Below are 22,649 nucleotides of genomic sequence, written 5' to 3'. Positions count from 1 at the left end.
TAAATCTATATGGATTATTTTTTATAACCCTAAAAAATCTATGAACGGTAAAAAAATAGGAATAATCAGCAAAAAATTTCGATGAAGCACTTCAAAATAAGAATTTTCAATCATTTAAAATTCCAATAAGCACATCTGGATAGTCGGTAATAATACTATTTACACCATAAGAAATTACAGTATGCATGTCTTCCTTTTCATTAACTGTCCAAGGAATAATACTATACCCTTCTTTTTGGTATTGAGCCACCACATCTTTGGTCAGTAACTGAAAATACGGACTAATAATTTCTGGTTTAAAACTCAACGCGTTTAACTTATCAGCAATAACTTCGTTTTCATCAACCAATAAAGCTTGAGTCATACTTGGTGCTTGTCGTTTTATTTCTTCAAGTATTCTTATATCAAACGACTGTAAATTACAACGCTCTCCAATATTATATTCATCAATCACTTTTAAGACTAAAGCAACATATTCTTTAGGCTCTGGTGTATAAATGTTGTCGTATTCTGGTTTTGCTTTTATTTCAATGTTATATCTAATCTCAGAATTTAAAGCATCGCTCAACTTAAACACTTCACTCAGTAACGGTTTATGGGTTTTCATGTTTTTTTGCTGAGAAAATCTTGGATGTTGCTTTGTACCACAATCAAACAGCTTAATGGAATCGTAATCCATTTCATAAAAATTAAACGTCAAATCCTGATTAATGGAAATCTCTTCTCCATTAGGTTTTAAACAATAAAATCGACTCATAAATGGCTCATGAGACACAACAACTTGCTTGTCTTTAGAAATAGCTAAATCCAGCTCTAGTGTGTTAACACCAAGCGCAACTGCTTTCTCAAAAGCTGGTAACGAATTTTCAGGAAGCAATCCTCTACAGCCTCTGTGACCTTGCACTCCTATTGTTGTGTTTGTATTGCAACTCATTGTAAACAGTAAAACTAATACGCAGAATACGTTTTTAACGTTGTTCATTTGAAGGTTTAATTGTTGGTTTTTTATACTTCTGAAAAGGTTGCGTCAATAAATTTGAAATTCGGCTGTTTTCAGCTTCATCAGGAAACACATCAACTCCATACACAAGTTTATCTCTATCCAATTCCATATAAGTTCCTAAAAGTCTGTCCCAAATTGAAAAGATATTTCCGTAGTTAGAATCTGTATAAGGCAACACATAATGATGATGCACTTTATGCATATCAGGAGATACAAAAAAGTAGCTTATCGCTTTATCTACGCGTCTCGGTAATTTAATATTTGCATGTGTTAACTGTGTAAAAATAACTGAAAGCGATTGATACAAAAACACCAAAGCAATTGGTGTACCAACAATAAAAACACCTAGCAAAGTAAAACTAAACCGAATAACACTCTCAATAGGATGATGCCTGTTACCTGTGGTAGTATCTACTTTATGATCGGTATGATGCACTAAATGCACCATCCACAAAGGTTTTACTTTATGCTCAACCAAATGTGCTAAGTAGGCTCCAAAAAAGTCTAACAACATAACACCAAGTATTGCGTATAACCATAAAGGCATTTCTGGTAGCCAATTGATAATACCAAAGTCGTTGTTTTTAACCCAATCGGCAGTTTTTAACAACAAAAATGCTAAACCGAAATTGATAACAATAGTGGTTAAAGTAAAAAAGAAATTAGGTAAGGCATGTTGCCATTTTTTATAATTAAATCGAAACAACGGAATTGCGCCTTCCAAAAGCCAAAACAAGGTAATACCTCCTACCAGCAATATACTTCTATGTAGAGAAGGTATGGTTTCAAAATAATTAATGATTTGTTCCATCAATTCTATTTTTCTTACAATTTAATTCTTTTTTTCATTTCCTCCACAATATTGTATGCTGCAGGACAAATCGCTACATTTTTCATGGTAAGATTAGCAATTTGCTGAAACTTTTTTCTGTCAGTATGCGGAAACTCTCTACACGCCTTTGGTCTTACATCATAGATAGCACAATAATTATCAGCATCCAAAAACGTACAAGGTACACTCTGTAATACATAATCGTTATCCTCATCAATACGCAAATATTGGTCAATAAATTGAGAGGGTTTTAACCTAAAATGCTTTGCAATTCTATCAATATCTTTATCGGTAAACAAAGGACCTGTCGTTTTACAGCAATTGGCACATTGCAAGCAATCGGTTTTTTCAAACTCATCTTCGTGTAGCTCCTGCATGATGTAGTCCAATTGTTTTGGTGGCTTTTTTTTAAGCTTGGTAAAGAAGGTTTTGTTTTCCTTATGCTTATCTTTGGCGAGCTTTGGGAGATTATTTATAACATCTTGCATAGTGTAAAAATACCTCTTTTGTCATTACGAAGGAAGAATGACTGAAGTAATCTTTTAAATTTCAACTTAAAACTAAAAGATTGCCACATCCAAACAAAAAGTTTGGATTCGCAATGAACCATTACTATGAAAGATATCTTTGGAAAAGCTTTACTGGATTATCAGAATAACAACTATTCTGAAGATATTATAACCTGGACCAATATTTCAGATGAAGATGAGCTTCCGCTTCCTTATTTATTTAGGACTTATAAAGATATGCCTAAGCTAGAGCAACACGCTTTGCAGCTTGCTAAAGGACACATTTTAGATGTAGGTTGTGGTGCTGGAAGCCATAGCTTGTATCTTCAAGAGAAAGGGTTTAACGTAAAAGCTATAGACATCTCCCAAGGTGCTGTAAAAGTAGCTCAAGAACGTGGTGTAAACAATGTATCGCAAACTGCTATTTTAGATGTTACAGAAACGTTTGACACCATTTTATTACTTATGAATGGCACAGGAATTTTCCAACAGCTTTCTCAGGTTGCCACTTATTTAAAGCATTTAAAATCGTTATTAAATCCTAACGGACAAATTTTAATTGACTCCTCAGATATTTCATATATGTATGAAGACGACGATGGTGGTTTATGGATTGACACCAATGCCAATTACTTTGGTGAGTTGGACTATTTTTTAAGTTATAAAGGTGAAGAAGAACAACCTATGAAATGGTTGTATCTAGATTTTGACACACTAAAAACCGCTTGCGACACTTTGGGTTTACACTGCGACCTCGTTATGGAAGGTGTGCATTTTGATTATTTGGCGAGGATATTTTAGTTGAATCTATCTTAAATGCGGTTGTGGATTGTTGCACACAATAGTTTTAGTTATAATTCAGCTTAATAATTTTTTCTCCGATTACTAATTCGTCAATAATTTCATCTTTATCAAATGAAGGTCTAAATTGAGCAACTATTTTTCTTTTTGTATTGGCTTTTAGTTTTTGTTCTAATTTATTTGTTCTTGCAGTCAGTTTCATAGACATCACAACAAAATCAATTTTATGTAATTCCCCATTGTTATCACGAATATAAATTTCATTAAAATCTATTTCTTGAGATTGGGAAGAGTTATTTTTAAATTCAAAAATTATTGTAATAAACCTTCTTCCTTTTTCAGCAACAATATTATTTGTATAATATCCATTTCCTCTATCAATTATTCTTTGTTTGTTTATTCCAAATATTCGAAATTCAAGATCTTCAGAATATTCATAGTATGCTTTTCTATCAAGTTTTTGTGCTGTTGCGCTAATTGAGAATAGAAATAAAATCAGAAGTAGTTTATTCATTTTTTATGTTTTTAATAATTCATTTTCAGAATGATGTTCCACTATTATGAGGAACGGTCTTGTGCATGACTTATTCCAGAAAGATAGCGAATAAGATTGGATTTCAATTATGAACCCAACTAAAATGAATTATAGCAGTTTTTGTACAATGGCATTTATGCATATCCGTTAATACTTAAATCATAATATTTTTTCGTTTCTAAATTGATTTTTAGATTATAATAACAATTTCCACCATCTTCAACTTCAAATAATTCATTTTTCCAATATTCCATTCCATGTTCATCACAAAAAAGATTTATCCATACTTCTTTTTGTCCTTCATTGTTGATTATTGGAACATATTGTCTTTTAAATCCATCAATTTTCAATAAATAACGTGATTCAAATAGTTCTTTGTTTGGATTATTTTTTAGTGCAATTTTTCGTGAGTCGTTATTTTCTTTAATAGCAATTCTTAATATTTTTTCAATATCAATTAGTTCTGATTCCGATAATTCGGCAGGTTCAACATTTTTAAACATCCAATACCATTCAGGTTGATATGTTAAAACAGTATAATCAGATTTTGCTAATTTGAATTCTGATTGAGTATTTTGTTCGTTTGCAGTTTCGTCCGTTTTTTTATTTCCGTTACAAGACAAAATTAAAATTAGAAATATAAAGATTATTCTTTTCACAATGTTTCTTTAATTGTTGCACAACGGTCTTGCACAACCGTTAGTTATGATTTTAAAGATACTATTTTATTTATTCTCGGTTGTATAAACCAAATTCCAATTGGAAAGAACCAAATCATAAAAAACTCTCCTATAAAGTCACCAAAAGTTACTATTCGTTTTAATTCAGTCGTTTTGATTGTTTTTGAAACGAAATATAGCAAATAGAATATACAGAACATTGAAAATAAATGCATTGGAATAACAACAAATAACATTTTCCCAATAATTCCACCAACAGCATTACTTCCAGCTGAAATTCCGTAAAATGTAGTTCCGATTACAGCTAAAAGAAAAAGAATATAAATTAGAGGAATAAAGAAGAATATTTTAAACTTTTTAATTTTCATATTTATGTCTGTTGGAATATATTTCTGTAATCCAATTCCAATAGACCAAAACCAACCAAAAAACAGTCCAACATAAAGGAACATTATAATTGGAAATATTTTCATCATATTCAGCATTCCTGTTTGGTTAGAGTTTCCGTTTGAGTCAATATTCGCAAACATTGATATCATAGTAATTATTTGTAATAAAATCGGAATTCCGAACATTAAGGTAAATAACTGCCAATGTTTAGCGTTTAAAAATTTGTTTATCATTCAATTTGTTGGTTTTTTAGTATTAATGGCAACTGATTTGTGTATGGCTTGTTGCGGAAAATCCGTGAGGATTTTCAGAAGTAGGCAAGAACAAGCAATTATATACGTTGTTTTAAAACGTTTTTTCAATCAGTTTTTTTATAAAGTATTCCGAAACAACTATTTTTCGTTTGTGATACATTTTTCTTCTCTTTTCAGTCGTTTGATCTTCTAGTTTTAATCTGGTTCTTAAGTCAATATAAAATTCAGGTGGCTTTATACGAGAATAAGAGAAATTCCAATGCTTTATTTCGTGAATAAATTCCGTTCCATACTTCCTTAAAAATTTGTTTGCGTTAATTCCTTGAGTCAGCTTTTGAGTTGTTATTTTATCCGATTCTACTAAAATGTGTTTACCTTCTTTCGTTTCAAGGGTAACAATATTCTTTTCAGAGTTAATTTGGATTATTCTATGTGGTTTCCAAGTAAATATTTGTGATTGATTAATTCCTAAATTTTGATAGACTTCTGCTTGGACTTGTTTCCAACTAGGTCTTAAGTTAAAAAACTTTCTAATCGATATGTTTAGGGATTTTATCAAATGTTTTACTACTAGTTATTAATATTCCTTTCTGACTAACTCTTACCGTATCACACCATCAACAAAGGTTTGCTCTACTTTTATGTTAGGAATATCATAAACATCAACTGTCATAATATCTTTATCCAAAACTATAAAATCGGCAAACTTTCCTATTTCAATGCTTCCTTTTTCGTGCTCTTCAAAATTAGAGTAGGCTGCCCAAATAGTCATTCCTTTTAAGGCTTCTTCTCTGGTTAAGGCATCTTCTTTTTGAAATCCGTCTTTAGGAAATTGCTTTGCATCTTGTCTTGCTACCGCTGCATAAAACGTTAAAAACGGACTTACATGCTCCACAGGAAAATCGGTTCCTAATGCAATTTTACCATGTGCATTCAATAGTTGTTTGTAGGCATAAGCACCTTTTAAACGTTCATTACCCAAACGCTGTTCTGCCCAATACATATCGCTAGTAGCATGTGTAGGTTGCACTGAAGGCACTATGGTTTTATACATTTCAAAATCTTGCTGTGAAACCACCTGAGCATGTTCTACTCGCCAACGTTTGTCTGGTTTGTTTTGTAATACTTTATTGTAAATAGTCAATACTGCATGGTTAGCCGAATCACCAATAGCATGCGTGTTCATTTGATATTCAGAATTTGAAATACGTTGTGCCAACGCATCCAAATCGTTAATTGAAGTGGTTAACAGTCCGTATTTTTGAGGTTGATCAGTATAAGGTTGACGCAATAATGCACCATGCGATCCTAAAGCACCATCAGCATAGACCTTAAATGACCTTACGTTTAATTTATTGGTTTTATAAATACCTTTTTTCAAGTAGTAATCTACCGCTAATGTATCTTTAGCAGACACCATAGCATACACTCGCATATTGAGTTCACCTAACTGTTGTAAGCTATCAATAATTTCAATGCTTTCCCTGCTTAAACCTGCATCATCAACTGTGGTCAATCCGTAATCAAAACAAATGTCTTGAGCAGCTAAAAGTGCTTTAGTGATTTCAGTTTTGGTAGGTTGTGGCCAATGTTTTAATACCAAAGCTTGTGCGTTATCGAGTAAAATCCCTGATGGTTTTCCGTTGTTTAATGCAACTTCTCCACCATCAACTTTAGTATTTGCTGTAATGTTACCCAATTTTAAAGCCGCTTCATTACATAATGCTGAGTGACCATCTACTCGTCTTAGCAGTATTGGTGTATCAGGAAATAGCTTAGACAATAGTACATTGTCTGGTACTGTTTTGTCATCCCAATCGGTTTCGTCCCAACCTCTTCCTAAAATATAATCGACGTTATTTTTGTTACTGAAGTCCAAAACACGTTTCATCATGTCTTCAAAACTCGTCGTCCCAACAAGGTCAACTTGTTGCTCGTTGAGTCCTAAACCTAAAAAGTGACAATGCGCATCAATAAATCCTGGTACAATTGTCTTTCCATTAGCATCAACAATATTTTCAGAAGTATATTTAGAATTTACCTCAGCGTTGGTTCCCACTGCAATGAACTTTCCATCTTTAATTGCAAATGCTTGTGCTTTAGTAAAGCTATCATCAACAGTATAGACGTTTGCATTGGTAACAATTGTATCTACTTGGTCTTTCTTTTGACAAGACAAACAAATAGCAAGTATTAAAAGGAGGTATGAATTTTTCATTTGGTAATAGTTAGTTTACTGTAAAAATAAAAAAAGCGCTCTAAAAAGAACGCTTTTACTATAATTTGTAATGTCTTGACTAAAAATCAAATTGATAGGTAGCTCCACCTAACACCTGAATGCCTTGTACTGGGAAATTCATCCAGCGCTGGTAATCGTTATTTGCAATATTATTTGCCTTAACAAATACCGACAATCTATCAGTAACTCTATAACCTACATGTGCGTTTGCATCAAAATAGCTATCTAAAGTTACAGTTACAGGACTTGTTGGTACAAGTGTTCCTTCTTCATAAAACAGGTCTTTTCTTTCGCCAACAAAAAACAATCCTGCTCCAGCAAACCAGTTGTCGTCTATTTGATAATCTAAAAACAACGATCCTTTAATGTCTGGTAAGTTCCACGCTTCAGATTGTGCATCAGTACTGTAATTAAAATATTCGGCTTTTATACCAAGGTTAAAGTTTCTATTTATATCAACATTTAATTCTCCTGCAACCGATAATGTGTTAACGTCGTCATACACGATACCATACGAGTTACCATATTGATAATCTTCGGTAGCTCCTCCCAACACACTGTTTGACATAAACATTGCTTTGTTTCTATCAGCAAAATAACGTCCACTAATATTATAACTCATGCTATTGGATAATTTCCCTTTTAAACCTACTGAAGCATTGTATTGCTGGTCAGTTGGCGCAATAAACAATGTAGGTGACACAAAAGGATTTTCATTAGCAAAATCATAGTACGAGTTTTGTATCAAACCGCCTTCAATTCCACCATAAGCAATAAGTATTTCATCAACCAATCGGTAGCTTGCTGTAATATTTGGGAAAATGTAAAACTTGTTATCGCTAAACTCTGTATCATTAAGATATACCAAGTTAACACCTAAGTTTACGGTAAGGTCATCTTGCTTTAACTGATAGCTTGGAGCAATTCCAAAATTGATATTTCCATATTTTATAGCATCTTCGGTGTAGAAATTTCTATCAAACTCGCCACCAATATAATCGATAGTTACTTCGGTTTTTATTTCTTCTCCTCTAATTGGAACTGTAAATTCAGAAGACGCAACAAACCTGTTTTCACCAGAATCCTGATCGTCACCAAAACGTCTAAACCTTACTTTTAGGTTATCGATAATAGCATCTTCAAAGTTTAATTTACCTCCAAAATGAACATTGTAAAACGAATGCCCTTCGTTAATCATATCAGCTGTAGTTTCATCAAACAATGGTTGTGGCAATCCATACCAATTGTAGGTTTGAAGTCCAAAACCTGCATCAACAGTCCAAGACATATCACGCAATTGCTTACTGAAATTGGCATTAAGATTGGTGTTTGAAAAATTGTCGTCTAATAACAAACCATCAATACCACCTTGTGATGAATGGTGGCTTAAGTAACCACCTACTCGCTCTGTTCTATTTAGTGCATGGTTTAAATACACTTCACCTAAAATAGTAGTGTAAGTTCCAAAGCCTAAAGACGCATAATTATCATACAGTTTTATAGGTTTAGCTTTATCAACTGTTGCAGCTTTTCCTTTTGCAGGTGTAAATGTTGAAGCTACAGGAATAGAGAAAATATTGTATTTAACGTCCTTTTTTTGTGCAGTAGTTGAATCGTTTAAAGTTGGTGTTTCCTTAATTTTAAACGCATCAGAAATTGTTGGCGTATAAGGTTTCACAACATTTACCACATCTGTATCGATAGTATCCGTTTCACGTTCTTGTGAAAACCCATTACTTGCAACTACTAGAAATGCTAAAGTGATTATATATTTTATTTGATTTTGCATAGGAATTGTTTTAATTGAAATCAACAAGGATTTTAATTTTCAGATTGAATTGATGAATTGGTTTTAGCTTCTTCGGCTTTGATTTTATTAAGCTCGTCTTGTGCTTCACTAACTACATCATCAAACTCAGCAAAGTTTTTAATAACACTTTCTAAAATGTATGTAGCTTGAAATGCATCTTTAAGTGCATAAAAGTTTTTTGCCATTATAACCAAACCTTTTGCACTGTAATATTTGTAGCTAGAATAGTCTTTTGCTAGTTTTTGAACCGTTGTATTAGACGACTGATAGTTGCCTTCTTTGTGTTTAAAGTATGCGTTGTAATACAATGCTTCGGCAGCTAATGCTCCTGTAGCTATGCTTTCAACTTTTGCATAAGCCAATTTTGCTTTAGCCTCATCTCCTGTTTTAATTGCAGAACGCGCAATGATAATTTGAGCGTCACTTTTTACTTTATTATCAATTTTAGAATTTTCTAAAACTCTTTCAGCATAAGCAACCGCTTCCTGATAGTTTTCTAATTGATAGTACGCGTTCATAAGGTTTGATTGCGCATAGGTAATGTTTTGAGGATAATCGGCTTCGGTTTCTAAACGCTTTAATAACGGAACTGCTTTATTCCAATTAGAAGTGTTTAAATAGGTTTCAGATAACTTCACAATAGCTTGTTCGGTATATTCGCCTCTTGGTTTAGCAACTACATACTCATAATGTGGACGCGCATTTTCAGGCAAATCCTGTTTAGTATATAATTCAGCTAAATAAAAATGAGATTTAAGTGCATGCATTCCGTTAGGGAATTCATTTAAATAATTATTGAACTGTTTTACTGCTTTTTGCACGTTGTTGTCAAGGTATTGCTTTTCAGCAGCCAAATAGGTAGTGTTATCTAATTCGGCATCAGTAACATCAATATAATCTAGTGTTTTTACCCAAGACGCATACTCATCTACGCGACCTAAATCGATATAAATTAAACGTGCAGTGGACACTGCTTGTACTGCTTCTTCAGAATTTGGATAGTCTCTTGCTACTTGTTTAAACTTAGCCAAAGCACGCTCGTTGTCATTTTCATTGTAATACGACAACCCTTGACGCAACAAGGATTTTGAGATAAATACCGAATTTTTATACTCAGCATTTAACCTATCATACATTTGCATTGCTTTGCTAGTGTTATTTGCTTTTACGTATGAATTTGCAAGCTCGTACATAGCGTCATCTCGTAAAGACGATTTTGGATATCCATTGATGAAGGCTTCTAACTCTTCAATTTTCTTTGAAGCTTGCCCAACATAACCATAACTCATTGCTTTTTGAAAATATGGGTAGTCCGATTCGATCTCGTTAATTTCGATAGCCTTATTGTAAGAACCAATTGCGTTGTTATAATCGGTTGATACAAAATAGCCATCACCAAGCCTTAAGTAAGCATCGTTTACTCTTAGTTTATCATCGCTATTGGTATTGATAAATTTTTGAAAATGCTCACTAGCTTTACTGTAGTTTTTAAGTTTGAAATAGGTATAGGCGAGATTATAGTCGATGTTTTCAATTTCAGGTGTTGTAGCAGATTCTGCACTTTGCTGAAACCGTTTTAAGCCAACTAAAGCATCGTTATAGTTGGTTAAATGATAATCTGTTTCTGCTTTCCAAAATGTAGCTCGCGCAGTAAATTTTGGGTCTTTAGCCTCGTCAATCGACTTTTCAAAAAGTGCTCGAGCTTCGTTATAATTTATAGTGTTATACACTTCAATTCCTCTGTAAAACGCTACTTTTTGATAAGCAACTCTGTTTTCAAAACTTCGCTTACCTTCTAATAGTTTTAGAGCTTCTTCGTAATTTTTTGAAGTAATGTATGAGTCAATCAATAGAGTTTCAATTTCCTCTTTGTAACCTGTATCAGGATATTTATTGAGATAACCAGTTAAAACTTGTGGAACCGATTGATAAGGGTTTCCTATTTCATAACTTATTTTGGCATAATTTAACCAGGCATCTTCCTGAATTTTTAAATCAAAATCCATTTGAGAGGCATTTCTAAAGGCATTTAAAGCTTCTTGTTTTTTGTCTAAGTTAATGTAGCTTTCTCCTAAATGGTAATAGGCGTTTTGAGCAACACTATTATTTCCTCCTATGATTTTATTGAATTCTGAAATGGCTTTTTCAAAATCGTTTTGCTTGTAATAAGCATATCCTAGTTGGTAGTAATCTGTATTATTCCACTTTCCACGTTTGCCTTTATAGGCTTGTAAATAAGGAATTGCTTCAGTGTACTGTTCTAAATTAAAATAACTTTCACCTATAATTTTTGAAAGTTCAGACACTTCATTGTCATCACTATTTGGTAGTTGTTCTTTAGCAAGTGAAATGGCTTTTTCAAAATTTCCAAGTTTGAAATTTAAATCGGCTTGGTAATACGATAGTTTCTCTTTGTATTTTTCTTCATCACTTACTTGATCAAAATACTCGTTAGCAGTATCATAATCATCACCTTCGTAAGCCATAAACCCGATATAATACTTAGCTTGCGAGCCATATTCTTCAGAATTCACAACTCTATTTAAATATTTTTGGGCTGAAGTTTCGTTGTCTGTAGAATATAAAGCGTAGCCGTAATTAAAGTTAAATCGGTCTCTTTCAGAACGCGCTATACTGTTTTCATCTACCTTTTCGTACCATTTTCTTGCATACGCATATTTTGCATTATCGAAATAATAATCTGCTACATCTAAGAATGCAGTGTTTCGCTTTGTACTTGTTGGGTAAGTGTCTACAAAATCTTGAATTAAATCATCGGCATTTTGCTGATTTAAACGCACTGCACAATTTGCTATATAATAGGCACAATTAGACTCTACCTGCTCGTCTTGGGTTTCATCTTTAATTTGGTCAAACGCTGACTGTGCTGCTTGGTACTGCTTGTTATTATACAGCGTTAAGGCTTTTTGATACGCTACCAAATCGTTAGTATAGGTTGCCGATTGTTGCGCTTGTATGTATACGTTTAGCATTAGAAAACTTACTAATACTACTAATTTACTATTAGTCATTAAGTTCGTTGTTTTGTTGATGTTCAAAGATAAATCAATATCAAATTTATAACGCCAGAAATTATTTATAATTATAAAGAAGTTATTAAATACTAAAAAAAATATTTGGGAGTTTATAATTGCAGCCTTTTAAAAGTGTTATTAAAATAATACATTTACAGCACTTAAATAAAAACTACTCTTAAATGTCTGAAACTATTTTACAATTAAAAGATGTCTCTATATACCAAGGAGACAGTATGGTGTTGAGCGATGTGAATTTTGAAATGGTTAAAGGTGATTTTGTTTATCTTATTGGTAAAACCGGAAGCGGAAAAAGTAGTTTTATGAAAACGCTTTATGGCGACTTGCACCTTACAAAAGGCGAAGGTTCTATTGTAGATTTTGACTTAAGAACACTTAAAGAGAAAGACATTCCTTTTTTAAGAAGAAAACTAGGTATTGTTTTTCAAGATTTTAAATTGTTACCTGATAGAACTGTAAACGGAAACCTAGAGTTTGTTTTAAAAGCTACAGGCTGGAAAGACAAAACCGAAATTAAAGAACGTATAGAAAAAGTGCTGGATAAAGTAGGTATGAAAACCAAAGGATTTAAGTTCCCTCATGAGCTTTCTGGTGGTGAACAACAACGTATTGCTATTGCTAGAGCACTTTTAAACGATCCTGAACTTATACTTGCCGACGAGCCAACAGGAAATCTTGATCCTCAAACCAGTATTGAGGTTATGGAAGTTTTGCAGGAAATCAACAAAAACGGAAATACTATTTTAATGGCTACTCACGATTATGCTTTATTGCTAAAATATCCTAGCAAAACTTTAAAGTGTGATGAGAACAAAGTATTTGAAGTAGTGCAAAGACGTGTATAACTGCCTAAAAAAAATCCTAAAACGTATTGTACCCAAAAGGTTCTTGTTTAAAAACGAGCTCGTTTTTAGACGCTTTTATGGTTTGTTTTATCGCGGAAAAAAATTTCAGTGTAATGTATGTTCCAACAACCTAAGCGCTTTTGTTAACTATAATGGCAGAGATTTAATCTGTCCGTTTTGTGGTAGTTTGTCAAGAAACAGAAGGCTATGGCACTTACTGGAAGCAAACAAAGCCATTAAAGGTAATGTGTTACATTTTTCGCCTTCAAGAAACATATACCGAAAATTAAAATCTAATCCTTCAATACACTATTACAGTTCTGATTTTGAGAACCAGTTTATTGCTGACTATAATTTTGATATTACCAACATTTCTTGCAAAAATTATATGTTTGACACTATAATTTGCTACCATATACTTGAACATATTATTGATGATAAAAAGGCGATGTCAGAAATTTATAGAGTTTTAAAGCCCAAAGGAAAAGCTTTCATACAAACTCCTTTTAAAGAAGGTGCTATTTATGAAGATTATTCAATCACTACTGAAGAGGCAAGAAAAGAGCATTTTGGACAAGAAGATCATGTTAGAGTATACTCAGTAAATGGATTAGTAAAAAGACTGGAAGATGTAGGTTTTAAAGTTGACATACTAACTTTTGAAAACTCCAGTGAATCAATAAGAAATGGTTTTAAACCTGAAACCGTTTTAGTTGTTTCAAAATCCTAAAAACCAAGCCACTTAAACAATCGACCAAACCATCCAGATTTTTCTATTGAACTTTATCCTAATTGAAATTCAATTTCAAAACTCTATATCAAAATATAAATTATTGTTTAGTTTTGAAACATTATAATTATCCACATGAGTTACTTAACCAAAAGACTTACTAAAAAACATCAATGGAATAAACTCTTTAAACAACGTTTATCTGAGCCATTACATTTAAACCTAATTGCGCTTTTTGTTTTTCTTTTTGGTTCTTTTAGAAAAAAAGTAGCTTATGATTTAGTTATACGTCCTCAATATGCCTATGGCATTTTAGAAGCTGCAATTAGTGCCAAAAAACTAGGCTTCACCACTATTTCTGTAATTGAATTTGGTGTAGCTAATGGAGGTGGATTAATGAACATGATTGAAATTGCAAAAAAAGTGACAAAATCCACAGGTATTAATGTTGATATTTATGGCTTCGACACAGGAACTGGAATGCCTGACCCTGTCGACTTTAGAGATCACCCTGAATACTACAACACTGGCGATTTTCCAATGAACAAAGCTGCACTAGAAGAAAAAACAAACGGAAAAGCAAAGCTGATTTATGGTCCAATAAAAGACACATTGGAAACGTTTAAAAAATCATTATCTGAAGACTGTCCTATCGGGTTTATATCTGTTGATGTTGATTATTATAGTTCTACCAAAGAAGTTTTAGAACTTTTCACTGCTAAAGCCCATAGTTTTTTACCGCTTACACATGTTTATTTTGATGATATTTTTATGCCTCATCACAATGACAAATGCGGTGAATTGTTGGCCATAAAAGAGTTTAATGATATTAACCCTTACAGAAACATATCTTATCATCGTTTTTTTGAAAATCAACGCATATTTAAAAATGCCAATTGGGTAAAGCAAATGTATTACTTTCATGTGCTAGACCATGACTACAGATCTAAACTAAAAAGAAACCGCAAAGCATATGTTTTAGATAATCCCTATTTAAAATTTGAAGGAAATAAAAAACAGTTCGATTAATTATCTTTTTTATAAATATGAGGGTTTTTTCTAATTCCTTTTTTAAATACTTTTCTAACAAACATTCTCATACTTGCATCTATATCTAAAACAATATTTTTAAGTGTATCTCCTGGTCTTCCTCTAAATTTTGTGACATGAAATTTATCAGTCTTCTTTAACGACTCATCGCTAAAATAATAGTTTGATATACAACATCTACTTCTATCAACAGTTACTTGATTAACTGAATGCCATGATAAATCATGAGTAGCCATAACTGCTAACCTGTTAAATTTACTTTCTATAAGTATTGGTTCTTTCTTAGGTCCATTAGGCCAAAGTTCAAGATGCCCACCATTTTCTTTATCCCAATCAGGAGTTACATAATATAATAAATTAAGTACTCTCCAGCGTTCACGTTCAGCATCGTGAGAATTATCTAAATGCGGATTTAAAAAATTGTCCTTTGCCATTAATGATAAACCACCTGCATAAAGAGACTCGTCTGCATATAAAGAATTTATACCACAAATTTCACCAATTAACTCAACTACTCTTTTGTCTTGAAACGCATAGATAACATTTTCTAAAAGCTGATTGTGCTTATTCATTTGCGCAGACACATACTTATATTCTCTAATGCTCTTAAGACATTTCATTTCAGACTTATCAGGAAAAACCTTAAAACATTCTTTTACTAAATTCTCAGGTAACAAATCATCAATAAAAAAGTACCCTATTTGCTCTTTTGAAGTTAAATAGGATTTCTTTATTTCATCTTTTTCCTCAAGAATTTTATTATAAATAAGCTTTGAAATTTCCTCAGTACTTAGAACTCCCATAAAAAACATTTTTCAGTTGCAATTTAAACCTTTTCAGTTAAAGCCTTATTTAAAGCTTTAAAAAAATGTATTTTTAAACTCTATTTTTATGTATCAATGATTTCGGTATTAATTCCTATATATAATTATAACATTGTTGACTTAGTGAACAGGCTTCATAGTCAATTAACTAAAGTCAATGTTGCTTTTGAAATTATTTGTATTGATGATGCTTCAAAAGAGAGTTATACCAAAAAAAATTTACAAATTAACAACTTACCATATACCAATTTAATTGTTTCTGAAGTTAATAATGGAAGAGTAAAAACCCGTCAACTGCTAAGCTCAAAAGCCAAATTTGAATGGCTTTTATTTTTGGATGCTGATGTTTTACCAAAAAGCGATGATTTTATTTCAAAATATTTAGAGTTCTTAAACAAAGAATACAAAGCTATTTATGGTGGTTTTGCTTATTACAAAACAACACCAGAGCCACAATTCATGTTGCGATGGAAATATGGAAAAAAACATGAAGAAGTCGATGCTCAAATTAGAAATAGAACACCTTATAAAGTCATCATTTCTGCAAATTTTTTAATTACTAAAACTTGCTTTAATCACATACATTTAAAAATTAAAGATGAAGGCTATGGCTTTGACAACTACTTTGGTGCATTACTTAAAGAAAACAACATTAGCGTTTATCACATAAATAACGAAGTCTATCATTTAGGAATTGAAAAAAGCGATACTTATCTAACAAAAAAAGAACTTGCTGCTGAAACATTACTTAAACTAGACCAAGAAAACAAAAACATTAAACATGATAACAACTTACTTGCTCTATTTCTAAACTTAAAACGTTTTTATCTTCATTATATTTTTGCTTTATTTTTTAAGCTTTTCAAAAAAATAATGAGACAAAACTTGTTAAGCAACAACCCGTCAATTACATTGCTTCAAACCTATCGCATATCTTATATGTGTTATAAATACTTAGCATAATTTATGACACCCTATTTCTCAATAGTAATACCACTTTACAATAAGGAAAAGCACATTGCGCAAACCTTAAAAAGTGTAATTAATCAATCGTATAACAACTTTGAAGTTGTTGTAGTGAATGATGGCTCTACTGATAAAAGTTTAGAAGAGGCAATCAAAATAAATGATGATAGAATTACGGTTTATAGTATTGAAAACAGAGGTGTTTCGTATGCTAGAAATTATGGAATTAAGCATGCAAAATCTAACCTTATCGTTTTACTTGATGCCGACGACCACTGGAAGAGTCATCATCTAGAGGATTTAAAATTACTCTATGAAAAATTCCCTGATTGTGGCCTTTACGCTAAAGCATACACAAAACGTAAAAACGGAATTAATCTAAAATCAATATATAAAAACATACCTCAAGAAAACAACTGGAAAGGTATAGTTGACAATTATTTTAAAAGCAGTTTAGCCAATAGTATAGCTTGGACCTCAGCAGTTATGATTCCTAAAACAACTTTTGAAAAAGTGGGATGTTTTAATGAGTCTCTTAACTCTGGTGAAGATACTGATTTATGGATAAGAATTGCTCTTAAATTACCTGTTGCTTTTTACAACAAAGTGAGTGCAATACATTTATTAAATGCTCAAAATAAAATCACAAAAACTAAACTAAGCGCTAGAAAACACATTGATTTTTCTACCTATGACGAAGCTACTAAAAACAATATTGATTTAAAAAACTACATTAACCTGAATTGGGTTTCAATGGCTTTACAGTACAAAATTGAAGGCGAAAAAGCCCTTGAAAAAGATATAAAGTCACACATTGACTATAACAGTATTAGTAATCTCCAAAAACTTCTATTGGCATTACCTAAATGGATTGTTATTTTAATTTTAAAATGCAGAAATTTAATACAGCGATTTATTGACCTAAGGATTTTTAGATAATTTAAATGTATCGTAATCTCTTATATAATCAGCCTCATCAAACTCACCAGAAGACAAGACCAAACATACTGCTCCAGATGAAAAATTCTCAAGTTCTCTCCAAACTCCACTAGAAATCAAAAGTCCTTGATTAGGTTTATTAAGCATAACTCTGTGTTTATCTGTTCCATTATCTAAAATAACCTCAAAACTTCCACTCAAGGCCACTAAAAATTCTAATTGCTCTTTGTGAGAGTGTCCTCCTCTATATGCTCCGCTTGGCACATCATATAAATAATACACACGTTTTATCTCAAAAGGCACACAGTTTTTTTCAATAACTGAAAGGTTTCCTCTTGGGTCTTCTATTTTTGGAATGTCTATAAGCTTAATTATCATAAATTCTATCTATATCACCAGATGCTTTTAGCTTTTTATATTGTTGTATGGCTTGCAGTCCTATTATAAATTTATGTGGAATTTCTTTGAATTTAATATACTTATATCTCCACATATACAAAGTATATTTCAACAACCAAAGGTAACTTAAATTACCTAGATAGCGTTGTCGCAATGCAGTTTTGGCAGCAAACGCATTATCACTTCCCATTAAAACTCCTGAGCTTATGTTTGGATGCATTACAATAGTCACACCTTTATGTTGCATTTGTAAGCCTTTGTCAAAAGCATTTCTTAAAAACACATACTCTGTTTCACCTTTAAATGTTGAACCAACTCCAAAATGGTGATTAAACAACACTTTATGCTCTTTAAATACTTTTCTTTTAAACGTGATAACCCAAGTAAAAATCTTTTTTAAGGATTTTTTATTATGAATACCCTCAGGAAAATAATTTGTATATAAATTTCCATCTTCATTAATAGCCTCAAAAGAAATCATATCAGCATTAGGACACTCTTGATAAGCATTAATAATGGTTTGCTTTAAATTGGGCTCGTAAACAATATCATCATCGGCCATCAAACAAACGTCTGCAGTCGCATTCTTTATTGCTAAATTTCGACTTGCAGGAGAGCCTCTTTCTAAAGAATTAATGACTTTGACATTAGAAAACGGCGACGATAAAGTTTTATCTTCTATAGTTTGGTTAACTATAATTATGTCAAAATCTTTGAGGTTATTTTTGGAAAACATTGGCTTTAGGAAATCGAGATTTTCCCTAAACATCGTTGAGATTAAAATTTGTAAAGTCATCGATTGTGTTTAAATAGCCTCTATGTAAAGGTATTTCTTATTTTTGCCTTAAAAGTAGTGTTTTTATGCGAATATTATTGATTGGTGAATACAGTAGACTTCACAATTCTTTAAAAGAAGGTTTAACCGCTTTGGGGCATGAAGTATTACTAGTTGGTAATGGTGACGGATTTAAAAACTACCCTGTTGACATTAGGTTAGACCACTCCTTTCATAGTAAATTCCTTAAAAAAATTAAAATTGGTTTCTATAGACTCACCTCTATTGATATTGGGTCTTGGGAAATCTACTTTAAAACACTTTTAATCAACAAAAAACTAAAAGGTTTTGATGTGGTTCAACTTATTAATGAATCGTCTATTAAAGCCACTCCTAAACTAGAAATCAAATTTTTAAAGCGCATTTTAAAGCAAAATAAAAAACTCTTCTTATTGTCTTGCGGTATTGACTATCAATGTATGAAATATATGATGGAAGGAAAATTTGAATACAGTATTATGAGTCCTTATTTAGAAGACAAATCGCTTTTTGAGCTTTATAAATTTCAGTTACAATATCTAAACGAAGACTACACAAAACTTCACAATTTTATTTACAACAATAGTAACGGAGTAATTGCAACTGATATGGATTACCACATTCCATTATTAGGCAACAAACATTATTTAGGATTAATACCTAACCCTATTAATATTGAAAAAATAAAATATACTCCTTTAAAAGTTGATGATAAGATTAAAATATTTCATGGTGTAAACACAAAAGCTGTTGTTAAAAAAGGGAATCAATATTTTTCTGACGCCTTAAAAATCATTGAGAAAAAATATGGTGATAAGGTTGAAATAAAAACCACTTATAGTATTCCTTACAATGAATATATTAAGCTTTATGACGAATGCCACATATTACTAGATCAAGTTTATGGTTACGACCAAGGCTACAATGCACTTGAAGCCATGGCAAAAGGAAAGGTGGTGCTTACTGGAGCCGAAAAAGAGTTTGAGAAGTTTTATGACCTAAAACACCAAGTAGCTGTTAATGTTAAACCTGATGTTAATCAAATCGTTAATGCCTTATCTGACCTTATCGAAAACCCTGAAAAAATTATAATCATAAGTAAGAGTGCAAGAACTTTTATTGAAGACTACCATGACTATAAAAAAATAGCAAAGAAGTATTCTAATGCTTGGAGTAATAATTAATATTTTTTTTACTTAGATTTGAATGCTCAACAAACCACGATACAATATGGATTTAAACTTAATATCTAAAAAAGCAAAAATTGGTAAAAATGTTAAAATTGGTGCTTTTTGTATTATTGAAGACGATGTTGTAATTGGTGACAATACAGTTATAATGAATTATGTTGAGCTTAGAAATGGAACCATTGTTGGTGAAAATTGCTATATAGACTCTAGAGTTTCGTCCTCAGGAAATTGTACAATTGGAAACAATGTTATTATTAGGTATGATAGCATTATTGCTAGACAAGTTGTAATTGGTGACAACACATACATTTGCCCAAAAGTAATGACTAACAACCTTGATACTGAAAAAAAACAAATTGGTGGACCTAAAATTGGAGCTAATGTGTTTATTGGTACTAGTTGTGTTTTACAACACGGAATAAAAATAGGTGACAATAGTATTATTGGAGCACTTTCTTACCTAAATAAAGATGTACCTAATAATGAACTTTGGTTTGGAAATCCTGCTAAATACAAAAAAAGCGTTTAAAATTTACTCCTTAACTCTTTTGTGCTTTTTTAGCCTTTCTTTTTCAGACTCCCAATCTCTTGCATAGTTGTTTTTTATGAGTTTTGCTGGTTGACCTCCAATAAGAATATAACTCCCTAAACTTGTATAATCTTTATTACATATACTATTAGAAGCTACAACACAGTGATCTGGTGTTTTCGTATTTCCCATTATTGAGATTCTGTTTGAAAACGAATTATGATTTCCTATTTTAATTTTGTTCTTCATAGGGTAGTATTCACCTGTCTCTGTGTTCATCATAGGATGAGAATTTGTATCAATTATTTGCGATTCATACCCTATACCAGCCCAATTACCTAATATAATTTCTTTAGAACATACAAGCTTAACATCAGACCCTAAACAGCCCATAAAACCAAACTCGCAATACGCATCTTTATCAACACAAAAGAAAAAATCTTTTCCTATATGAGCATGTCCTTTAAAAACTAATTCGCCAGCCAAAAACAGTTCAGAAATACCTTTTGAAACACTCATTCTTTCAAATTTTTGCCCAAAACCTATCATTCCCCTTTTTATTGGAGCCTCAATACTTATTTTTCCTTTTAGATTAGAAAACTTAACTTTTCCATAAAAATATACAGGTAATTGTTTAGCTATTTCAAAAGGAAACATTTTAAAATTAAAGTATAAGGTTTTAATCCAATTAATGGAGAAAAAGAACCTTATTCTATTCACCATTAATCTTAAATTAAAGTATATAATCTTTAAAATTTTAATCATCTTCACTACTAAACTTTTTCTTTATAAACATTATAAAATTTGTTCGTTTATTTAGCTCATTGAAGGTAAAAATACTAGAAATTAATATTATACCTCCTAATAAGAAAAACTTTAATATTCCAACTGTAAATAATAGAGCAGAAAAAGCCAAAGCACAAAACACAAAACAGATTGAAAAAGGCTTAAAAAAGTCTTTTAACATTTTAAACTGATACTTATAATTAAGAATTATATTAATAGCTATAGTATGTACTATATAATATAATAGATAAGAAATCCCTATTCCTTTAAGCCCTCCAAAATAATAACCAATAATACCAAAACCCAGTAACAACATATTAAAGAAAATCGAAGTTTTAATGAAGAGTTTTGAATTTCCTTTAGCTAGAATAATATAACCCATAGACCATGATATAGCTTGAAACAAGGTTGCCATCATTCCCCAAGTTATCATACCTTCTATAACCAAAAACTCTTTTGAATATAAAACCTTTATAATAAATGGAGCTAAGGTTAAAAAGACTATTATAATTGGAGTTAAAATTAAAACCGCTACTGTGGCTTGTTGAAAAACAGCAATTCCCATTTTTTCATGATTATTGATGGTAGCAGATAATCTAGGAAAATAATCCGTTCGCATTGCATTGAAAATAAGACCAACATAAGAATTGATAATAACAAAACCTGCTGTATAAAATCCAACTTCATCCACACCTCCAAAATGGCTTATAAATACCTGTAAAGCATAAAGTGTTACTAATGTTATTAGCCCTCTTAGGCTTAACATAAAACCTAAATTTAGCATTTGTTTACCCTCTTTGAACGCCTGTGAATTAGTGATGTTTTTCTTTTCTATTTTTATTTTATTTGAAAAAAACCAACTAAACAACAATCCACATACTGAGGTTACAATAATTGTAGGTACTATTGCATCAACCCTAAAAAAGTAATAAAGTGGCAATGCTATTAATAATCCTAAAAAGTTGCCATATACATTAGCCTTTGCTAAATACTTTAGCTTCCTCAAACCCTGCAATATAGCTAACTGACCACTAGACAATTGATTAAAAAGCAAAGAGACTGAAATCCAAATAAATGCTATAGTATATTCAAAATTTCCAAAGGCAATTTTACTTAACAAAGGAGACAAAATTATCGTCACCAGCATTCCAAACAAACCTGTAACCCAAACAATTCTTTTTAATGAAGTAACTATTGTCGGTATCCTATCAGTATCTTCATGCTCATTAGCAATTGAAATTTCCCTTACAGCAGTAACATCAATACCTAGTTTGGTAAACTCTCCAATAACTTTTAATGAGTTTGTTAACAACCCAATAATACCAACACCTGATGGTCCCAACCAAACTGCAATAGCTTTAGACCTAATAACTGAAATAATTATACTAAAAACCTGAACTCCTCCAAAGAGCGAAGTAGCCTTTAAAATTTGTCTGTATGATTGGTCATTATTAGCCATTTGTGTTCT

23 protein-coding genes are annotated in these 22,649 nt (G+C 31.7%); 8 read left to right on the top strand and 15 right to left on the bottom strand.

The annotated features are described in order from the left end of the window. Positions 1-106: 106 nt before the first annotated feature. Genes A8975_RS04175 through A8975_RS04165 form a run of 3 tightly spaced genes read right to left on the bottom strand, consistent with a single transcriptional unit; the run spans position 107 to position 2,323 of the window. Entirely contained in the window at positions 107-934 is an 828-nt protein-coding gene (locus A8975_RS04175; RefSeq protein WP_134198780.1) for a glycerophosphodiester phosphodiesterase family protein, read from the bottom strand. Between the two features lie 34 nt (positions 935-968). Beyond that, on the bottom strand, positions 969-1,814 hold the full coding sequence (locus A8975_RS04170; RefSeq protein ID WP_131505781.1) for a sterol desaturase family protein: 846 nt from the start codon (positions 1,812-1,814) through the stop codon (positions 969-971). 14 nt (positions 1,815-1,828) lie between these two features. After that, positions 1,829-2,323, bottom strand: coding sequence for a YkgJ family cysteine cluster protein (locus A8975_RS04165; RefSeq protein WP_131505782.1), 495 nt, complete (start codon positions 2,321-2,323; stop codon positions 1,829-1,831). Positions 2,324-2,449: 126 nt separating this feature from the next. Between A8975_RS04165 and A8975_RS04160 the strand changes: the two genes are divergently transcribed. Further along, positions 2,450-3,145 carry a class I SAM-dependent methyltransferase gene (locus A8975_RS04160; protein ID WP_134198779.1) on the top strand — a complete coding sequence of 232 codons (696 nt, stop codon included), beginning with the start codon at positions 2,450-2,452 and terminating at the stop codon, positions 3,143-3,145. Positions 3,146-3,191: 46 nt separating this feature from the next. On the opposite strand, the gene A8975_RS04155 is transcribed toward A8975_RS04160, so the two are convergent. The 7 genes from A8975_RS04155 to A8975_RS04125 all read right to left on the bottom strand — a co-directional run bounded on the left by A8975_RS04155 (position 3,192) and on the right by A8975_RS04125 (position 12,085). Further along, positions 3,192-3,659 (bottom strand): hypothetical protein, encoded by a 468-nt coding sequence (locus A8975_RS04155; RefSeq protein ID WP_131505784.1) that lies wholly within the window; start codon positions 3,657-3,659, stop codon positions 3,192-3,194. Positions 3,660-3,814: 155 nt separating this feature from the next. Then, positions 3,815-4,339, bottom strand: a complete 525-nt coding sequence (locus tag A8975_RS04150; RefSeq protein WP_131505785.1) for a hypothetical protein — start codon at positions 4,337-4,339, stop codon at positions 3,815-3,817. Between the two features lie 44 nt (positions 4,340-4,383). Continuing rightward, the gene (locus A8975_RS04145; RefSeq protein WP_131505786.1) at positions 4,384-4,983 is read right to left on the bottom strand and encodes a hypothetical protein; all 600 of its coding nucleotides are present in this window, start codon (positions 4,981-4,983) and stop codon (positions 4,384-4,386) included. A gap of 112 nt (positions 4,984-5,095) precedes the next feature. After that, positions 5,096-5,563: a hypothetical protein gene (locus A8975_RS04140; protein ID WP_131505787.1), complete on the bottom strand. Its 468-nt coding sequence runs from the start codon at positions 5,561-5,563 to the stop codon at positions 5,096-5,098. Between the two features lie 42 nt (positions 5,564-5,605). Then, positions 5,606-7,222, bottom strand: coding sequence for an amidohydrolase (locus A8975_RS04135; protein ID WP_134198778.1), 1,617 nt, complete (start codon positions 7,220-7,222; stop codon positions 5,606-5,608). Positions 7,223-7,301: 79 nt separating this feature from the next. Next, complete coding sequence (locus tag A8975_RS04130) at positions 7,302-9,032, bottom strand: TonB-dependent receptor (RefSeq protein WP_134198777.1); 1,731 nt, start codon at positions 9,030-9,032, stop codon at positions 7,302-7,304. Positions 9,033-9,064: 32 nt separating this feature from the next. Then, the gene (locus A8975_RS04125) at positions 9,065-12,085 is read right to left on the bottom strand and encodes a tetratricopeptide repeat protein (protein ID WP_134198776.1); all 3,021 of its coding nucleotides are present in this window, start codon (positions 12,083-12,085) and stop codon (positions 9,065-9,067) included. 185 nt (positions 12,086-12,270) lie between these two features. Between A8975_RS04125 and A8975_RS04120 the strand changes: the two genes are divergently transcribed. From A8975_RS04120 to A8975_RS04110, 3 genes are all read left to right on the top strand, one after another. Then, entirely contained in the window at positions 12,271-12,954 is a 684-nt protein-coding gene (locus A8975_RS04120; RefSeq protein ID WP_129759087.1) for a cell division ATP-binding protein FtsE, read from the top strand. A 43-nt stretch (positions 12,955-12,997) separates the two neighbouring features. Next, positions 12,998-13,684, top strand: coding sequence for a class I SAM-dependent methyltransferase (locus A8975_RS04115; protein ID WP_243832944.1), 687 nt, complete (start codon positions 12,998-13,000; stop codon positions 13,682-13,684). A 135-nt stretch (positions 13,685-13,819) separates the two neighbouring features. Continuing rightward, positions 13,820-14,713, top strand: a complete 894-nt coding sequence (locus A8975_RS04110; RefSeq protein WP_134198774.1) for a hypothetical protein — start codon at positions 13,820-13,822, stop codon at positions 14,711-14,713. On the opposite strand, the gene A8975_RS04105 is transcribed toward A8975_RS04110, so the two are convergent. Beyond that, positions 14,710-15,537 (bottom strand): 2OG-Fe(II) oxygenase, encoded by an 828-nt coding sequence (locus tag A8975_RS04105; protein ID WP_134198773.1) that lies wholly within the window; start codon positions 15,535-15,537, stop codon positions 14,710-14,712. The two genes, A8975_RS04110 and A8975_RS04105, sit on opposite strands and share 4 nt — an antisense overlap. 96 nt (positions 15,538-15,633) lie before the next feature. On the opposite strand from A8975_RS04105, the gene A8975_RS04100 reads away from it, so the two are divergent. Together A8975_RS04100 and A8975_RS04095 are read left to right on the top strand one after the other, a co-directional pair. Next, positions 15,634-16,521, top strand: coding sequence for a glycosyltransferase family 2 protein (locus tag A8975_RS04100; protein WP_134198772.1), 888 nt, complete (start codon positions 15,634-15,636; stop codon positions 16,519-16,521). A gap of 3 nt (positions 16,522-16,524) precedes the next feature. Beyond that, complete coding sequence (locus tag A8975_RS04095; RefSeq protein ID WP_134198771.1) at positions 16,525-17,463, top strand: glycosyltransferase family 2 protein; 939 nt, start codon at positions 16,525-16,527, stop codon at positions 17,461-17,463. On the opposite strand, the gene A8975_RS04090 is transcribed toward A8975_RS04095, so the two are convergent. Together A8975_RS04090 and A8975_RS04085 are read right to left on the bottom strand one after the other, a co-directional pair. Next, the gene (locus tag A8975_RS04090; RefSeq protein WP_129759092.1) at positions 17,446-17,841 is read right to left on the bottom strand and encodes a sugar 3,4-ketoisomerase; all 396 of its coding nucleotides are present in this window, start codon (positions 17,839-17,841) and stop codon (positions 17,446-17,448) included. The genes A8975_RS04095 and A8975_RS04090 overlap by 18 nt on opposite strands. Then, positions 17,831-18,658, bottom strand: coding sequence for a glycosyltransferase family A protein (locus A8975_RS04085; protein WP_131505796.1), 828 nt, complete (start codon positions 18,656-18,658; stop codon positions 17,831-17,833). Before A8975_RS04085 ends, A8975_RS04090 begins: the two co-directional genes overlap by 11 nt. Positions 18,659-18,723: 65 nt before the next feature. On the opposite strand from A8975_RS04085, the gene A8975_RS04080 reads away from it, so the two are divergent. After that, positions 18,724-19,860: a glycosyltransferase gene (locus A8975_RS04080; protein WP_134198770.1), complete on the top strand. Its 1,137-nt coding sequence runs from the start codon at positions 18,724-18,726 to the stop codon at positions 19,858-19,860. Positions 19,861-19,906: 46 nt separating this feature from the next. Beyond that, positions 19,907-20,395, top strand: coding sequence for a DapH/DapD/GlmU-related protein (locus tag A8975_RS04075; RefSeq protein WP_161566715.1), 489 nt, complete (start codon positions 19,907-19,909; stop codon positions 20,393-20,395). Between the two features lie 3 nt (positions 20,396-20,398). Here the strand turns inward: A8975_RS04075 and A8975_RS04070 are convergent, their stop codons facing one another. Further along, positions 20,399-21,160: an acyltransferase gene (locus tag A8975_RS04070; RefSeq protein ID WP_243832943.1), complete on the bottom strand. Its 762-nt coding sequence runs from the start codon at positions 21,158-21,160 to the stop codon at positions 20,399-20,401. Further along, a complete protein-coding gene (locus A8975_RS04065; RefSeq protein ID WP_134198768.1) occupies positions 21,153-22,640 on the bottom strand; it encodes an oligosaccharide flippase family protein in 1,488 nt (495 codons plus the stop codon). Before A8975_RS04065 ends, A8975_RS04070 begins: the two co-directional genes overlap by 8 nt. Between the last annotated feature and the right edge of the window lie 9 nt (positions 22,641-22,649).

Origin of the sequence: Meridianimaribacter flavus (assembly GCF_004366715.1) — a bacterium.
Classification (GTDB): Bacteria; Bacteroidota; Bacteroidia; order Flavobacteriales; family Flavobacteriaceae; genus Gaetbulibacter_B; species Gaetbulibacter_B jejuensis.
Note: the sequence above shows the minus strand (reverse complement) of the source record. Positions and strands in the feature narration are given on the sequence as shown.

Coding starts and splice junctions, on each gene's coding strand:
- A8975_RS04175 (WP_134198780.1), bottom strand. CDS start 934: ATGAGTTGCAATACAAACACAACAATAGGAGTGCAAGGTCACAGAGGC.
- A8975_RS04170 (WP_131505781.1), bottom strand. CDS start 1,814: ATGGAACAAATCATTAATTATTTTGAAACCATACCTTCTCTACATAGA.
- A8975_RS04165 (WP_131505782.1), bottom strand. CDS start 2,323: ATGCAAGATGTTATAAATAATCTCCCAAAGCTCGCCAAAGATAAGCAT.
- A8975_RS04160 (WP_134198779.1), top strand. CDS start 2,450: ATGAAAGATATCTTTGGAAAAGCTTTACTGGATTATCAGAATAACAAC.
- A8975_RS04155 (WP_131505784.1), bottom strand. CDS start 3,659: ATGAATAAACTACTTCTGATTTTATTTCTATTCTCAATTAGCGCAACA.
- A8975_RS04145 (WP_131505786.1), bottom strand. CDS start 4,983: ATGATAAACAAATTTTTAAACGCTAAACATTGGCAGTTATTTACCTTA.
- A8975_RS04135 (WP_134198778.1), bottom strand. CDS start 7,222: ATGAAAAATTCATACCTCCTTTTAATACTTGCTATTTGTTTGTCTTGT.
- A8975_RS04130 (WP_134198777.1), bottom strand. CDS start 9,032: ATGCAAAATCAAATAAAATATATAATCACTTTAGCATTTCTAGTAGTT.
- A8975_RS04125 (WP_134198776.1), bottom strand. CDS start 12,085: ATGACTAATAGTAAATTAGTAGTATTAGTAAGTTTTCTAATGCTAAAC.
- A8975_RS04120 (WP_129759087.1), top strand. CDS start 12,271: ATGTCTGAAACTATTTTACAATTAAAAGATGTCTCTATATACCAAGGA.
- A8975_RS04110 (WP_134198774.1), top strand. CDS start 13,820: ATGAGTTACTTAACCAAAAGACTTACTAAAAAACATCAATGGAATAAA.
- A8975_RS04105 (WP_134198773.1), bottom strand. CDS start 15,537: ATGGGAGTTCTAAGTACTGAGGAAATTTCAAAGCTTATTTATAATAAA.
- A8975_RS04100 (WP_134198772.1), top strand. CDS start 15,634: ATGATTTCGGTATTAATTCCTATATATAATTATAACATTGTTGACTTA.
- A8975_RS04095 (WP_134198771.1), top strand. CDS start 16,525: ATGACACCCTATTTCTCAATAGTAATACCACTTTACAATAAGGAAAAG.
- A8975_RS04090 (WP_129759092.1), bottom strand. CDS start 17,841: ATGATAATTAAGCTTATAGACATTCCAAAAATAGAAGACCCAAGAGGA.
- A8975_RS04085 (WP_131505796.1), bottom strand. CDS start 18,658: ATGACTTTACAAATTTTAATCTCAACGATGTTTAGGGAAAATCTCGAT.
- A8975_RS04080 (WP_134198770.1), top strand. CDS start 18,724: ATGCGAATATTATTGATTGGTGAATACAGTAGACTTCACAATTCTTTA.
- A8975_RS04075 (WP_161566715.1), top strand. CDS start 19,907: ATGGATTTAAACTTAATATCTAAAAAAGCAAAAATTGGTAAAAATGTT.
- A8975_RS04070 (WP_243832943.1), bottom strand. CDS start 21,160: ATGATTAAAATTTTAAAGATTATATACTTTAATTTAAGATTAATGGTG.
- A8975_RS04065 (WP_134198768.1), bottom strand. CDS start 22,640: ATGGCTAATAATGACCAATCATACAGACAAATTTTAAAGGCTACTTCG.